Annotated in this window: 11 protein-coding genes; 5 read left to right on the forward strand and 6 right to left on the reverse strand. The window is 57.8% G+C overall.

Translation table 11 applies throughout. The features are described from left to right. Positions 1-44: 44 nt before the first annotated feature. Positions 45-779 carry a phosphatase PAP2 family protein gene (locus Q4G72_RS06750; RefSeq protein ID WP_303310637.1) on the forward strand — a complete coding sequence of 245 codons (735 nt, stop codon included), beginning with the start codon at positions 45-47 and terminating at the stop codon, positions 777-779. On the opposite strand, the gene Q4G72_RS06755 is transcribed toward Q4G72_RS06750, so the two are convergent. Next, entirely contained in the window at positions 776-3,799 is a 3,024-nt protein-coding gene (locus Q4G72_RS06755) for a TIM-barrel domain-containing protein (protein ID WP_303310638.1), read from the reverse strand. The two genes, Q4G72_RS06750 and Q4G72_RS06755, sit on opposite strands and share 4 nt — an antisense overlap. Positions 3,800-3,948: 149 nt before the next feature. On the opposite strand from Q4G72_RS06755, the gene Q4G72_RS06760 reads away from it, so the two are divergent. Further along, on the forward strand, positions 3,949-4,290 hold the full coding sequence (locus Q4G72_RS06760) for a hypothetical protein (protein WP_303310639.1): 342 nt from the start codon (positions 3,949-3,951) through the stop codon (positions 4,288-4,290). Positions 4,291-4,419: 129 nt separating this feature from the next. Here the strand turns inward: Q4G72_RS06760 and ggt are convergent, their stop codons facing one another. Further along, positions 4,420-6,156: a gamma-glutamyltransferase gene (ggt, locus tag Q4G72_RS06765; protein ID WP_303310640.1), complete on the reverse strand. Its 1,737-nt coding sequence runs from the start codon at positions 6,154-6,156 to the stop codon at positions 4,420-4,422. A gap of 317 nt (positions 6,157-6,473) precedes the next feature. Between ggt and Q4G72_RS06770 the strand changes: the two genes are divergently transcribed. After that, complete coding sequence (locus Q4G72_RS06770) at positions 6,474-6,962, forward strand: hypothetical protein (protein ID WP_303310641.1); 489 nt, start codon at positions 6,474-6,476, stop codon at positions 6,960-6,962. 128 nt (positions 6,963-7,090) lie between these two features. Further along, entirely contained in the window at positions 7,091-9,139 is a 2,049-nt protein-coding gene (locus Q4G72_RS06775) for an alpha amylase C-terminal domain-containing protein (protein ID WP_303310642.1), read from the forward strand. A 78-nt stretch (positions 9,140-9,217) separates the two neighbouring features. Here the strand turns inward: Q4G72_RS06775 and Q4G72_RS06780 are convergent, their stop codons facing one another. Then, positions 9,218-9,682 carry a YdeI/OmpD-associated family protein gene (locus Q4G72_RS06780; RefSeq protein ID WP_121235488.1) on the reverse strand — a complete coding sequence of 155 codons (465 nt, stop codon included), beginning with the start codon at positions 9,680-9,682 and terminating at the stop codon, positions 9,218-9,220. Positions 9,683-9,775: 93 nt separating this feature from the next. After that, positions 9,776-10,756: a glycosyltransferase gene (locus Q4G72_RS06785; protein ID WP_303310643.1), complete on the reverse strand. Its 981-nt coding sequence runs from the start codon at positions 10,754-10,756 to the stop codon at positions 9,776-9,778. 175 nt (positions 10,757-10,931) lie between these two features. On the opposite strand from Q4G72_RS06785, the gene Q4G72_RS06790 reads away from it, so the two are divergent. Continuing rightward, on the forward strand, positions 10,932-13,358 hold the full coding sequence (locus tag Q4G72_RS06790) for a glycoside hydrolase family 31 protein (protein WP_303310644.1): 2,427 nt from the start codon (positions 10,932-10,934) through the stop codon (positions 13,356-13,358). 147 nt (positions 13,359-13,505) lie between these two features. Here the strand turns inward: Q4G72_RS06790 and Q4G72_RS06795 are convergent, their stop codons facing one another. Then, on the reverse strand, positions 13,506-14,639 hold the full coding sequence (locus Q4G72_RS06795; RefSeq protein WP_303310645.1) for an esterase/lipase family protein: 1,134 nt from the start codon (positions 14,637-14,639) through the stop codon (positions 13,506-13,508). A 60-nt stretch (positions 14,640-14,699) separates the two neighbouring features. Continuing rightward, a complete protein-coding gene (locus tag Q4G72_RS06800) occupies positions 14,700-15,548 on the reverse strand; it encodes a rhomboid family intramembrane serine protease (RefSeq protein ID WP_303310646.1) in 849 nt (282 codons plus the stop codon). Positions 15,549-15,562 lie beyond the last annotated feature (14 nt).

Consider the following 15,562-nt stretch of genomic DNA (forward strand, 5'->3'; position numbering starts at 1 on the left):
TGCCGGAAACCCAGTACAGTACCTCTGGTACGTCCTACCTGCATATGATGCTTGCCAAACTGCTTTTTCTGATTCGCCGTTTCCTGCACACGCATTGGGTGCTGCTGGCCTTGCTGCTGTTCAGCTTTGTGGGCCCCTGGATCATCTTTGTGGAAGTAGCAGAGGATATCTGGGAGTCGGGCGGGTTTTTCGGCGACAAAGCTATTCTGGAGTTTATCCACGGCTATGCTACGCCCACATTGGATAAAGTAGCCCTGGCGCTAACCAACGCCGGCGGACCGCCGCCCATGCTCACCACCGGCTTTGTGCTAACCGCAGGCTTGTTTCTGTGGCGCCGCCGCACCGATGCCTTGTTTTTTGCCCTTTCCGTGGGCGGTGCCATTATGCTGAATCTGCTGGTGAAAGCAGCCTTTGGCCGTCCCCGTCCCGCTTTATGGAACTCCGTGGCGCCCGGTATTTATTACAGCTTTCCCAGCGGCCACGCCATGGGCTCTATGGCGCTGGCGGCGGCCATTGGCTTTCTGGTGTGGCGCAGCTCCTGGCGCTGGCCCATCTGGATTCTGGGCGGGCTGTTTGCGCTGGGAGTGGGCCTTTCGCGCATGTACCTGGGCGTACACTATCCTTCCGATGTGCTGGCCGGTTGGGTAGGCTCCCTGGGTTGGGTGGGTGGCCTGCATATTCTGTTTTCGCCCGCTTTTCAGCAGCTGCGGGCCTGGTGGCACCTGGGCGAAGCATACTGGGAAAAAGGCCGGCAATACCTCAAACGGAACGGTCATTAGCGCAGCAGCACCAGCCGTTGGTGCTGCCCGTTCATCTCCGCCCAATACACCCCGCCGGGTACAGGTTGGCCCAGCTGGTCATCAGCGTTCCAGGTGATGGTGTGCGAGCCGGCAAAGGTTTCAGTAGGTAGGGATTTTACGATTTCGCCGGCCGCATTTTTAATAACCAAGGGATATTGCCCCGCTACAAACAGCGTGTAGGGCAACCGCACGCTGCCGCTAAAGGTGCGGTTGTTGGGCGCTTCCAGCGTCACTACTTCGGGCGCCGAGTTGGTGGCGGGTGTGGTATTGAGCTGCAGACCCGGAATGGAAATAACGACCGGCTGCTTGCTCAACGGAAAGCGCAGCCGCAGGCTTTGCGAAGCGGCATCGTACTGCCAGGCGGCTGCGGGCAGCGCAGTGTTTTGAAGCAGTACTGCGGCGGGTGCTGTCGCCACGCGAGGAATCAGCAGCTCCACCGTACGCTGGGTGGGCGCGCCGGGGTAACTGCCGTGCACGGCCACGCGCAGGGAAGTGCCAGTTGCCGTGACGTTGCCCGCAAAGGCTATGAGCTGATATGCGTTTTGCTGTTGCGCCAGCGCCGATTTACCATCGTCCTCATACATGGTAAAGCTCGACTGCCCCACGCAGGGGTCAGCGTAAAAGCGCACCCGCAGGGTATCGGTGCGGTAACGGGCAGTGGTGTTTACGTAGGGTGCCATGGGCAGAATGGCCCCGGAGCGCACCAGCACCGGAATGCGGGCCAGCGGGGCTGTGCGGCCCACTGTCTGGCTGCCGGGGAGGGTCTCGTGGGTGTGAAAATCAATCCAGTTGCCGGCAGGCAACACCACGTTGCGGCGGCGCTGGCCGGGCTGGATAACAGGCGCCACCAGTAGGTTGGAGCCTAAGAAATATTGGTCGTTGATGTTGGTGAACTTCGGTTTGTTCTGAGCGAGGAAGCGTTTTTGCTGGCGCTTCTGCAGCTGGTTGCTGCCCCACAGGCTGGAGGCTTTAGTGCTCCAGCCCCAACTAGTTTCTGATTCTATGGCATCAAGCGACTGGGCCGAATCCGGTTCTTCCGCGGAGGCCTCCAGTAAAGGTTCGTTTCGCAGCTGGGTTTCGCCGAAATTCATGGGGCGGGTGAGGGGCGTCCCGGTCACGCTGTTTTCCCAGGCCAGCGTGTAGAGGTAAGGCAATAGCTCATAGCGCAGGTGGGTGAAGTCGCGCACGGCACTCTTGTAGGGCTCCGGAAACCAGTAGGGCTCCGGTGGCACACCGGAACCGTGGGGCCGCAGAATGGGGCCGAGGCTGGCCATTTGCAGCCAACGGGTGTACAGCTCCGGGTCGACGGTATTGCCGGCAAATCCGCCCGCATCGGAATGCATGTAGCCCACCCCGCCCAGGCCCATGCTCAGCATAATGGGCACCTGCGCCTGCAATCCGCCCCAGGAGCGGCTCACATCCCCTGACCACGGAAATACGCTGTGGCGCTGCATACCTGCCCAGCCCGAGCGGCCCAGATTAAACAGGCGCTCCTGCGGGTAATGCTTCGCGTAGCCTTCGCTGATAATACTGGCCCAGGCCTGCCCGTAGGCATTGTGAATGCGGCGCGTGGGGCCGGCATCATACACCATATCGGCGGGTTGGTTTTCCGGCTCGCCCAGGTCGCTCCACCAGCCGCCTACGCCGTCCTGCTTCAGCCGGTCATACTGCTGCCACATCCACTCGCGGGCCTGGGGCTTAAACATGTCCATGAGGGTGGCCGGCCCCGCCCAGAATGACTCTACCGTGTAGGGCTGGCCGTTTTTGTCGCGCCCTACCAAGCCCTGCTTGCGCACAAAGGCATCATTACGGGAGGTGCGCATGATGTAAGGCTCCGTTATCAGAATAGTTTTTACACCCGCGGAGTCCAGGCGGCGAATCATGCGCTTAGGGTCAGAGAAGTTGGGTTGCTTCCACTGAAAGTCGCCCTGCCGGGTGGTGCCGCCAAACCAGTACAGGTCCAGCACCAGCCCATCCAGGGGAAACCCTTCGCGCCGCATACGGGCTGCCACCTGGTACATTTCCTGCTCCGACTGATACCCAAACCGGCTTTGGATAAGGCCCATGGCCCAGCGCGGGGGCAGCGGTTGCCGGCCCGTCAGGGCAGTGTAGCGACTCAGCATTTCGGGGTAAGAACTACCGCTAATCAGGAAATAGGCCATATGCCGGAGGCCTTCGCCGGTGTATTCCAGCGTGTTTTTCTCCGTAGCGCCCAGATCTAAGGTGCCCGGTGCGTGGTTATCGAAAAACAGCATATAACCCCGGCTGCTGACTATGGTAGGCAGGCTCACGTTCAAAATCGGTTCCCCATTCTGGTAGCCGTAGTGCGCTTCGTTGTAGAGCATGATGCGCCGGCCGCGGCGGTCCAGGGGAAGGGCGCGGGAGCCGGTGCCGTATAAGTGCTCATCTGGTGCAAGCTTAAAGCTGACGCCGAGGCCAGCCGGGGTGCCGGTAGGGGAGGCGTCACGTTGGAAAGAGCCGCTCACTTCGCCCAGTAGGGTTTTGCCAGCCTGTAGAAAGCTGACGCGCAGCGGGCTTTTTTGAATGATGACAGTAGTCGTGCCATCGGTTTGCCATTCCAGCGTTTGAGCCGTGGCGCGGACATTACCTGCGTTCCGGGGCTGTTGAGTGGCTGGCAGCGCGTCTTTCTCCGGGCTTTCCTTCCCGGCCCCCGACCGAAACCATGTACTGGCAGGCTGTACTACGCTCACTGATGGAATTTCCTGCACGGGCTGCCCCGCCGGAAAATACTCTACCCGTACTACCCCCTCAGCCCACGGACGTACCTGAACCGTGCTGCCGTTGCTACTGACAACTGTGAGGATTCCGGCCTGGTAAGTATGACTTTGGTAGTTTCCTGTCCCAACGGCGCGCCCGGGCATTTCCTTTTGGCCAAACGGGTCCTTCCGGGGCGGTCCGCCTCCTTCCCGCTGGGCTACAGCCGTAAGCGAAACCAACAGGAACAGCAGGGGAAATACGCGGCGTACGCTACGGAGCATAGAAACAGAGCTTAATGAGCAGGCCAAGATACTGCCCCGGATACGGCTACGGAAGCCTCCCCGAAAACAACTCACCATCAGTAGCACAACAGCATTCCACTTCGAGGCGTAAAGAGCTAGCCAATCATTCCCAAAATCTCCCTAGCACTATGGACAACCACGCCGAACACCTCGAAAGAACCGTCATTGCCCTCACCGATGGTATTAACCATGGGTTGCATTCTCACCTCGAACCCGCACTGGAAAGCATTGATGGCTGGGTTGAAACGCTGCAGAACAACCACGGCAGCGCTGCTATGGTAGCTGAGCTGCAAAGCCTGAAAGGCTACCTGCAGAACGGCGACACCCTGGAGCTCAGCCAGTCCTTACAGCGCCTGGGGCAGGAAACCTCTAAAATGGCAGCCCACCTGCACAATAACCTCGGCGACCAGCTCCGGCACCTGGGCCAGACGCTCATTATGGCTGCCGGCAATATGAAGGTTTCTCACTGAGTGATGTTGGCTTGTGCTGAAAAAAGGCCGCTCTGCAACAGAGCGGCCTTTTTATTATAGATAAGCCTGAGTTTACTGCACATACTAAACAGTCAACTCAGCTCAGCATGGCAGGCGGCTATTGCAATTTCAATAGCCCTGCGCAGAATCATCCCCACGCGGGTCGGCGCCGCCTTCCAGCTTGCCGCCGGGCAGCACCCGAATAATATCCAGACGGCCCCAGCGGCCACGTGGGTTCAGGTTGTAACCGCGGGCGCGGAGCGTATCCTGCGCGGCGGGCAACAGGGCATTATTTTCTACGTCAATCTGGTCGGGAATCCATTGGTGATGCAGACGCGGCGCGGCCACTGCCTGTTGGGCGTTCATGCCGTAGTCAATGACATTCAGAATGCTTTGCAGCACGGAGGTAATGATGGTGCTGCCGCCCGGTGTGCCGGTTACCAGTTCCACCTTGCCATCTTTGGTCAGAATAGCCGGCGTCATGGAGGATAGCATGCGCTTGCCAGGTTGAATAGCGTTGGCCGTACCCCCTACCAGACCATAAGAATTAGGGGTGCCGGGTTTGCTGCTGAAATCGTCCATTTCATTATTCAGCAGGAAGCCACCACCTGCTACTACTACTTTGCTACCGTAGCCGCCATTAAGAGTGGTCGTGCAGCTCACGGCATTGCCCTGGGCATCTACAATGCTGTAGTGCGTGGTCTGGTCTGACTCGTAACCTGGCAGACCCTTGCCGGCAGTCACTTCTTTGCTAGGGGTGGCACGGTAGGGCAGAGTAGTAGCCATGCGTAGTTTGTTGTAGCTGGGCTCCAAAAGCTGTTGCACCGGTACGCGGCCAAAGTCCGGGTCGCCTAGGTAAGTGGCGCGGTCGGCGTACACGCGGCGTTCGGCTTCCGTAATCCAGTGCACAGCCTGCGGCGAATGCCAACCGGCTTCCCCCAGATTATAGGCCTCCAGCATTTGCAGCATCTGCAAAAGTGCCACGCCGCCGCTGCTGGGTGGCGGAAAGGTGAGCACCTGATGGCCACGATATTGCCCGTGTAGGGGCGTACGCCATTTGGCCTGGTAGCTCAGCAAATCTTTTTTGGTGATAAGACCCTTGCCCTGCTGCATTTCCGCTACAATGCGGGTGGCGGTTTCACCCTCATAAAAACCCGCCCGTCCCTGGTCGCGAATTCGAGCTAGAGTAGCCGCCAACTCGGGGTATTTAATCCTGTCCCCGGCTTTCCACTCACCTTGCTCACGCAAGTAGGTCGGTAGATGGGTGGCATTGAACTTACGGAAAGCCTCCTGGTTACTATTCAGACCCGCTGCTTCTTTCTCCGTTAGTGTAAGACCTTGTGCGGCCAGGTCCACAGCGGGCTGCACCACGTCTTTCCACGGCAGCTTTCCCAGTTTTTTGTGAATTTCTACCATGCCGGCCACCGTGCCGGGTACGCCCACGGCCAAATGGCCCAGGGTGCTACGGTCGGGTACTACGTTGCCCTGCGCATCCAGGTACATATCCCGGGAAGCAGCCGCCGGCGCCGTTTCACGAAAATCCAGAGCACCTTCGCTCCCATCGGCCCCGCGGTAAAGCAGGAAGCCGCCACCCCCGATATTGCCGGCCGCTGGCAGGGCCACGGCCAGCGCAAACTGTACGGCCACGGCCGCATCATAGGCATTGCCGCCTTTTTGCAAAATTTCTACCCCAATGCGGGAAGCCTCCGGGTGCGCCGATACCACCATAGCTTTGGCCGTAACCACGGGCGTAGCAGCTGGTATGGGGGCGGCCAGGGAAGGAGTAACCGTTGAGGTAACGGGCGCCTGGGCGGTGGTGCAGGCAAAGAAAGCCGCCAGCGCAAGCGGCAGGGAATATCGTTTCATACCCGGCGAAGATAAGGAGTGTCGAGCCTATAAAGGCAGATACCTTCTAATGCTTTAGTTGTAGTTGGGATGGTTATAGACTATAAAAACGGACAATTAAACTCTTCTACTGGGTCCCAAAATTCTCTTGGCCTTGCAAATGACTTTGTAACTTTGGCTTTGACTGGAGGGTATGCAGGCGGAACATTATCACAGGCTACCTCCTTTAAAATTGGCTCCGCTGAATCTTGGGAAAAGTTAACATTAACAGTTTTCAGTACTGCAAGTGCTATATATGACACATGGAATTAAACAACAACTTTGTCCGGTAATATAAAATGGGGATTAAGATTTCAAACGGAATAGCAGAAGCCTATTTCAATTCGGAAAAAAAATCTTCAAATAAAATGATTTTCGTACTGGGGCCTGTAGGGCTTTTAATGCTATTGTTTAATGCGTATAATACTTTTGGGAATTCAGAATACTATATTTACATAGTAGTTTTGTCGGTGAATATTGTTTATTTCTTGATATATCATTCGCAAATTGTTATAAAAGGAAAATACATGAATTCTTTAATCAGTGAGTTTATGTATAAAGATGATATATGGATATTTAAAACTTTTGACTGGTACTTCAGGAAAAGGCAAGTAATTGTTGTAAATAAAATTATTGAGGTTAAAAATTTAAATAAAAGTTTGTTTGGGAGCAAATTAGAAGTGCATAAATTAACGGTATTGAGTGATGGAAAAATTAAATATATTTTTATTTTCCCCCAATCATTTGAAAATTTAGAGCAAATATATTTAAGTACTTTCAATAAATAAATTCATATTTAAAAAAAATAAATAGGAGTGCGCAGCTGTGCGCCTCGGAAACAAAAACATGACCTCTTTTAGGAAAGCACTATCATAATCCCCCGCTCCTCGTAGTTTTGACCCAAACCCGACCTGCCATGAATACGGAACTGACTGACGTAGTACCTTCTACTCCGCACCTGCCCCTGGTGCAGCAGGATGCCTGGCTGGCACCTTATGAGCCCGTGTTGCGGGCCCGTTTAGAGCGCCTGGAGCAGCGCCTGCAGGAAATTAACCAGCAGTATGGCTCACTCACCAAGTTTGCCTCCGCGCACCAACGGCTCGGGCTTAACTATGACCCCCGCCGCAAGGGCTATTGGTTCCGGGAATGGGCCCCGGCTGCACAGGGCCTGTTTCTGGTTGGTGACTTCAACCAGTGGGACCGGCAGGCCACGCCTTTGCAGCGCGGGCAGGATGGCGTATGGGAAGTATTTCTGGCGGATAAAGACTACGGCCAGCGCCTCACGCATGGTAGCCGCTACAAGGTGCACGTGGTCACGCAAAAAGGCGGCAAAGACCGGCTGCCGGCCACGCTGCGCCGTGCTGTGCAAGACGAGCAGTCCAAGGATTTTGCCGCCCAGGTGTGGCGCCCCGAAACCCAGTTCACCTGGACCGACCAGAAATTTCGCATCGCCAACTATGTGCGGGAGCCCTTTATTTATGAGTGCCACGTGGGCATGGCCACGGAGGAAGGCCGCACGGGTACTTATCTGGAATTTGCCGAAAATATCCTGCCGCGTATTCAGGCCCTGGGGTACAACTGCATTCAGCTGATGGCCGTGATGGAGCATCCGTATTACGGCTCCTTCGGTTACCACGTAGCCAATTTCTTTGCCGCTTCTTCCCGCTTTGGCACCCCTGAGGAGCTGAAGCATCTCATCAATGAGGCTCACCGTCGCGGCATTGCCGTGCTGCTGGACGTGGTACACTCCCATGCCGTGAAAAATGAGGCGGAGGGTCTGGCTGATTTCGATGGCTCCGGCGCGCAGTACTTCCATCCCGGCAAGCGCGGCGAGCATCCCGGCTGGGACTCCAAACTTTTTGATTACGGCCGGCCCGAAGTGCTGCAGTTCCTGCTCAGCAATCTGCGCTACTGGCTGGAGGAGTTTCACTTTGATGGCTTCCGCTTTGATGGGGTTACCAGCATGCTCTACCACCACCACGGCGAGGGTGTGGGCTTTGGGCATTACGACCAGTATTTTGGCCCGGAAGTAGATGAGGATGCCATCCTGTACCTGCAGCTGGCTTCTACCTTGGTGCATGACTGCAAGCGCAGCGCCCTGCTGATAGCCGAAGACATGAGCGGCATGCCCGGTCTGTGTCGTCCCATCAGCGAAGGGGGGGTGGGCTTTGATTACCGCTTGGCTATGGGCATTCCGGACTACTGGATTAAGCTACTAAAACACTCCCGCGACGAAGACTGGAACCTCCACGACCTGTGGTATGTGCTCACCAACCGCCGCGTCGGCGAGAAAACCGTAGCCTACGCCGAAAGCCACGACCAGGCCCTGGTTGGCGACAAAACCCTGGCTCACTGGCTGATTGACGCCGCCATTTACACCCACATGCACAAGGACGACCCCGACCCGGTGGTGGCCCGTGGCGTGGCGCTGCATAAGCTTATCCGCCTGCTCACGCTGGCGCTGGGCGGCGAGGCATACCTCAACTTCATCGGCAACGAGTTTGGCCACCCGGAGTGGGTGGACTTCCCACGTCAGGGCAACGAGTGGAGCTACCACTTTGCCCGCCGCCAGTGGAGCCTTTCTACCAACCCCGAGCTGAAATACCAGTACCTGCTGGCCTTCGATAAAGCCATGGTTACCACTGCCCGCAACCAGCGCCTGCTGGCCGCCGGCCCGGCCCACGAGCTTAACATCGACAGCAACAACCAGGTCCTTATTTTCGAGCGCGCCGGGCTGATATTCGTCTTCAGCTTCCACGTAGACCGCAGCGTGTTCGACTACCGCTTCTTCGTGCCCCAGGCCGGCCGCTACCGCATCATCCTCAATTCCGATGATGCCCAATTCGGCGGTTTCCAGCGCGTAGACGATGGCCTGACTTATGAAACCTTTGCGGAGGATGGAGTAAACAAACTCAGCCTGTATGTGACCAGCCGCACGGCGTTAGTGCTGCAGCGCATTGGCTAAAAGCAGAACCCGTATCAAATCAAAGGCCCGCTTCAGTTAAGAAGCGGGCCTTTGATTTGATGTGTGACTAACGTTTTGCTACGGTTTGCGGCCGGAGGCAATCCGGTCCAGGGCATCCTGCACGCGGCGGGCGCGGGTTTCCGCTTTCTTAGCCCGCTCAATGCCCTGCGCAAACTCTTTGCGGTGAGTATAGGAAAGATCGTCAAAGCGCTGGCGCAGACCGGCCCGGTCCAGGGCCATGGCTAGCTCCTCGGGCACAGTCACGGTGCGCTCTTCGGTATCCCGGGACAGGGTGATATGCACCGACTGACTCCAGGATTTACCAATGGCATTGCGGATCTGCTTAAGCACCAACAGGGCGTGGTTGCCATCGCCCATAGGAGAAAGGCTGCCGCGGTACGGGAAACCATCAATAGTAGCACGTATGGGCAGCAGGCCGCGCACGCCGTAGGTGGCTTCTACGTTGAAGGGAACCAAGACGAAAACGCCGCCGGTTTCGGCATCCAGCTCCAGGGGGGCATCAAAAGTGTGTTCGGGAGTCAATACTGTATGGCTAATGGGTACTGGTAACAAGCGGGCAATTTACCACTCTTCCGGTTCTGGTGCCGCGCCTCCGCTGAGAGGGAGTCAGCAGAGTTAGGCTGGCTGATGCCGGTTAGCTTTGAGCTGGGCCACTTCCAGCACATGCTGCATAACCCGGGATACTTCTTCCGCATTCACCTCGCCATGCTGCACGTGGGTGCGGTGCAAAGGTATGTTATAGTGTTGGCGCAGCCGATGGCATAGTTCCTCCGAATCCACCAGAATTAAATCGGCGCGGCGCAAAGCCAGGCGCTCCAGCTCCTGAATCCACCCCCGGTCATCGGTCGTATTACGGTCGGAGCAGAGGGAATGCACGTGCAGCACCAGCGGACGGCCCGTGCGCTGCCGAATTTCCATGGCGGCCAGCCAGGTGGGCCAGTCGGCCGCGTAAATCACCTGAAAAGGTTTCTCTGCTACCAGAGGTGTAGCAAAGCGGGCGTATTGTATGACCCGAAAATTGAGACTGGCCCCATCGTTTACGCCACTGCTGAGAATGGCCAGCGCATGGTCGGGTGTGGTCCGCTCAGCATTGGGCGGCAGCAGGCTCCGGAAATCGGCCGGTTTTGGAGCCGGCTCTGCTGCCAGCGGCATGCCCTGGTCCAGGTCATTGGCTTCGTCGCCTTTCGGCTCGCCTATGCTGTCAAAGCCTGCCTCCAGTGGATCAATGAGAAGCTGAGAGGAAGGCCCCCCGTCTGTCGTAAAAGCAGCGCCTTGGCTATTAGCGAAAGGATCCTGCTCGGTGGGAGTCGCACCCTGATACGGAGCTGCCGGGCTTTCCCAACCCTGGCGCTGGGTAACAGCACCGCGCTCCTGCGCAATAGCCGCTTGTAGCTCTTCTACACTCAGGTTACCAATTGCGGTAAGCTCGGCGCCGGCTATGGGTTCGGTAGCGGCGGGCAGGGAGGGGAGCACCACGGTCAGGTCAGTGTGAGAGGACAGAGTACGGGCCAGCCCCAGCGGCGCGGGTACCGAGGGCAGCTGGTGGTACGTGTCGTCCCAGCCCAATAGCAGTACCTTTAGGGGAGAGGTTTCCATGAGGAAGCGTTGAGGGTAGGCGAAAAGTAAAAAGCCGCCTATATACGGGGAAACGGCTTTTTGGCAATCTACGATTAATGATAGGTAAAATTCCTATGATTCGTTTTTACCTTGCGTAACGAAGCTCGTCTGTCCGGCCCGTCCGGACATTTTTTTGCCCCGTACTCACACCTTCATGGCCGATACAATTCAGGATAATAATTACATGATCAACGACCTGGTGTCGCGGAAGCAGGAGCTCTTCCCCGGCAAGGTCATTTCATCCCAAACCACTGACGAAGGTTTTCTTTTTTCTTGTGATAATGGCGTGCAGCTGATGCTGTACGTGGTAACCGATAAAATTCTGCGCTTTCGCTACGCGGCGGAAGGTCGTTTTGAGGCGGATTTCAGCTACGCCGTACCCGCCGACCAGCCCCGCCGCGAGCTGGAATTCCTGGAGTTCAAGGAAAAGCCCGACCACTACCGCATCACCACTGAGCGCCTGATCTGCACCGTGAGCAAGGAAAATGCCGGGGTGCGCATTCTGGACCGCTCGGGCACGCTGCTTTCCGCCGACGAAAAGGGCTTCCACTGGGAGTACGACTACGAAACCGGCAACGATATCGTGAAGATGAGCAAGCAGGTGCAGAGCGGCGTGCACTACTATGGCCTCGGCGACAAGCCCGACAACATGAACCTGCGCGGCAAGCGCTACCAGAACTGGGGCACCGACACGTACGGCTACGTAAAAGGCTCGGACCCACTCTACAAGAACATTCCGTTTTATCTGGAGCTACACCAGAAAATTGCCCACGGCATTTTCTTCGATAACTCCTTTAAGTCCTTCTTCGACTTTGCCGCGGAGCGGGCCGATGTCACCAGCTTCTGGGCCATGGGCGGCGAGATGAACTACTACTTCATCTATGGCCCCACGCTCATGGAAGTCACCCAGGAGTATACCCGCCTCACGTGCCCGCCCGAGCTGCCCCCGCTGTGGGCGCTGGGCTACCACCAGTGCAAGTGGAGCTACTACCCCGAGAGCAACGTGAAGGCCATTGCCCAGGGCTTCCGCGACCGAAAAATCCCCTGCGACGCGCTCTACCTGGACATCGACTACATGGATGGATTCCGGTGCTTTACCTGGAGCCCCACGCACTTCCCCGAGCCCAAGCGCATGGTGCAGGAGCTGGCCGAAGATGGCTTCAAGACCATCGTCATCATCGACCCCGGCATCAAGATTGACCCCAATTATTCGGTGTACACCGAGGCACTGGAGAACGACTATTTCTGCCGCCGCGGCGACGGGCCCCTGATGAAGGGCTCCGTGTGGCCCGGTCTCTGCAACTTCCCCGATTTCACCCGCCCCACCGTGCGCGAGTGGTGGGCTGGCCTGTTCAAGGGCCTCATTGAGGAAACCGGCGTGAAGGGCGTGTGGAACGACATGAACGAGCCGGCCGTGTTCGAGAAAGGCACTTTCCCGGATGACGTGCGCTTTGATTACGACGGCCACCCCGGCACGCACCGCAAGGCGCACAACGTGTACGGCATGCAGATGGCCCGCGCCACCAACGACGGCGTGAAGCGGTTTGCTTACCCTAACCGCCCGTTCACCATCACGCGCAGCACCTACGCCGGTGGGCAGCGCTACTCCTCCGGCTGGACCGGTGACAACATTGCCTCCTGGGAGCACCTTTGGCTGGCTAACATTCAGTGCCAGCGTCTGAGCATTTCCGGCTTCTCCTTTGTGGGCTCAGATGTTGGTGGTTTTATTGACACGCCGGATGGCGAGCTGTATGTGCGCTGGGTAGCGCTGGCGGCCTTCCACCCGTTCTTCCGCACCCACTCCAGCGGCGACCACGGCGACCAGGAGCCCTGGTCTTTCGGGCAGGAGTTCTGCGACCTGGCTAAGTCGTTTATTGAGTTGCGCTACCGCCTGCTGCCCTACATGTACACCACCTTCTGGCAGTACGTGCAGGAAGGCACGCCCATGTTGCGCCCCTTGGCTTTCCTCGACCAGAACGACACCGACACCTACCTGCGCATGGCCGAGTTTGCGCTGGGCGACCACCTGCTGGTGTGCCCCATTACGCAGGCCGGCGCCGATGGCCGCTGGATGTATCTGCCTCGCGGCAACTGGTTCTACTACTGGACCGATGAGCCCAAAGGCGGCGGGGCCGAAGTATGGGCCAGTGCTGGTTTAGACCGGATTCCATTGTTTGTGCGCGCGGGTGCTGTTATTCCTTTCTACCCCGTCATGCAGTACGTGGGTGAGAAAGTGGTGGAGCAACTCACCCTGCACGTGTACTACACCGAAGGCGACGAGGTGAGCGTGCTCTACGAGGATGGCGGCGAAGGCTACGGCTATGCCAAAGGCCAGAGCACTACGCGGCACTTCCGGGTGCACGGAAACGATAATAGCTTCAGCCTGAAGCAGGAAATTACGGGTCCCTTTGAGCCTACCTACGAAACCTACAGCGTGGTCCTGCATGGCTTCCCGTTCGCGCCCGCCATGGTAACTGTAGATGGCCAGCCCGTGGAAGCTACACAAGGCGTAACCGAAGCCGGCCTCGCGCTGCCCCATGTTATTGTATCGGCAGGTTTTGGAGAAATAGTAGTTCAATAGTCAGCCCAGACCATCCTGATTCTAAAGCAACAGCGCCCGGCCATTGGTCGGGCGCTGTTGCTTTAATCAAGTAACGCTCCTGGCTAAAGTGTGTCTTCTTTTTGCAGACGCTGGTAATTCTAGCTAAGCATACAGCAGGCTGCTGCCTCAGATATTCTCCCGCAGATACTGATACACTTGCTCGTTAGAAAGCAGCGTGCCGTGGTGCTGTTGCGCAAAAGTGCGCGTGCTTACTTGCACATCGGGCGGCAGGGCAGGGTCACCAAAAACAAGGCCGACGGCGCTGCCGGCACCCACCAGTCCGTCGCCAAAGTAATGCGCCAAGGCCGATGCGGTGGATTTCAGCAGGGAGCCTACCAGAATATGGTAATGCACGCCGGCTAGTGGCGGCACCAGGGTGCGCGGGGGCAATAGGTCGTCGGCGTTTGGGTGCTGCCAGTCTTCATCCACCAGCCGGGCATGGCGTAAGTCCTTAATGCCGTTGCTGCGCCGGTCCAGCAGCTGGCTCAGGAAACGGGTGGGGCGCAGATTGATTTTGCGCAGGGCCATGGAGGTGAGGTAGCTGTTCTGCTCCAAAAAAGAGCCCTCATTGGGGACACCCAGCAGAAATACCGTTTTCAAATTCTCTACCCAGGTGGCAGAAGCAATTGGGTTTTCAACTGGCTCAAAGGCCAGATCTGATGCTGCCGTAGTTTTTGGCTTCGAGCCATAATATCCTGCGGAACGGATGACCAGACCGCCCATGCTGTGGCCCACCAGCACCAACTCCTGTGTGGCTTCCGGAAACGTAGTTGCCAACTCCGTGAGGAGCTGGCTGAGCAGGCGGCCGTTCTGGGAGATGTGCAGGCCGGAATTGAAACGCACATACAGGCAGTGCACCGACAGTTCCTGTTGCAAATTAGGCCCATAGCGGGGTGTGGCACCGGGGCCGGTTTGCCAGATTAGCTCGTCGCCCATCAGCCCGTGCAGGAATACGACGGTTCTGTGGCGGTCAGGGGAGAGGTGCAAGTGGGCAACTGGTACATCGGCGCCATGGCGGCGGAAGCTCATCTGAATGGCCCGCGGGTCGTGACGTTCGGCTAGTTGGTCGCCGAATGCGCCGTTGAGCACCGGCAGGGTAAAGTGGCGGTTGGCCTGGGTGGTGTGGTAGAGGTAACTCAGGCCATCGGCGGGCAACCCGGCCGCCCGGCGCGCCGCCGCGCCCAGCTTCTGCCAGCGGGAAGGCGGCGTGGGCTCGGAGGCATCTTCAGCGGGTGGAACGAGGGGAGGAGTATCGGGCACAGTAGCAGCGGTATAAAGCAAATTTACGGTAGAAATGCCCGGCGCGTCTAAGCAACTATCTTAGGTAGTGGGCGGCGGGGAAAGCCGGCTCCAGATGCCTAACGCTACCCCAGCCAGCAGGCCTAAAAGCAGCCCACCCAGGTGCGCTGCATTGTCTACGTGAGGCTGTTGTAGGCCATAGGCCAGGCTGGTGGCCGTTACAAAGAGTGTGTTAACCAGCAAGGCCAGCCGCTGGGGGCGCGTGAGGTGCCGGGCGCCCGTAGCCACTAAGGCCAGGAGCAAGCCATACAACCCAAAAATTGCCCCGGAAGCTCCCACGCCGTTTACACCACTGGCATGCCACCATAGGCTGAGAACATTGCCTGCAACCCCGCTAAGCAAGTACACCAGCAACATGCGCCAGCGCCCTACCAGCGGCTCGGCCAGGACGCCAATAAACACCAAAGCATAGCTGTTGAGCAGCAGGTGCGCAATGCCGCCATGCAGAAAGCAAGCCGTAAACAGCCGCCACCACTGCCCGCGCAGCGTGAGAGGAGAGAAGTTGGAACCCCAGTTAATCAGGTCGGTACCGTCGGGGTGCAGTGGGTTTACGCCTTGCGCTACCATCAGCCCAAAAACTGCCAGATTCAGCAACAGCAACAGGGGCGTAATAAAATAGCTGCCGCCGGGCCGGAAAACCCGGCTGGCCTGCTTCCACCAGGAAGGCTCACCGGCCTCTTCCTGCTGAGGAGCTGGCTTAGAATGACGGGGCTGGGGCAGGTCAGCAGGTACCAACCCGCGCCGCTGCAACTCCAGCAATGCGGCGTGACCCAGCTCCGGGGGGTAGCGCCGGGCGTGCTGCGCCAGATACAGTAATTCAGCATCACTGAGGCGAGCAAAATCGGTGGGCTGGTCTTCGGCTGGCAGCATAGAGGTACAGAACA

This window comes from Hymenobacter sp. BT730 (assembly GCF_030542105.1).
In the GTDB taxonomy this organism is placed as follows: Bacteria; Bacteroidota; Bacteroidia; order Cytophagales; family Hymenobacteraceae; genus Hymenobacter.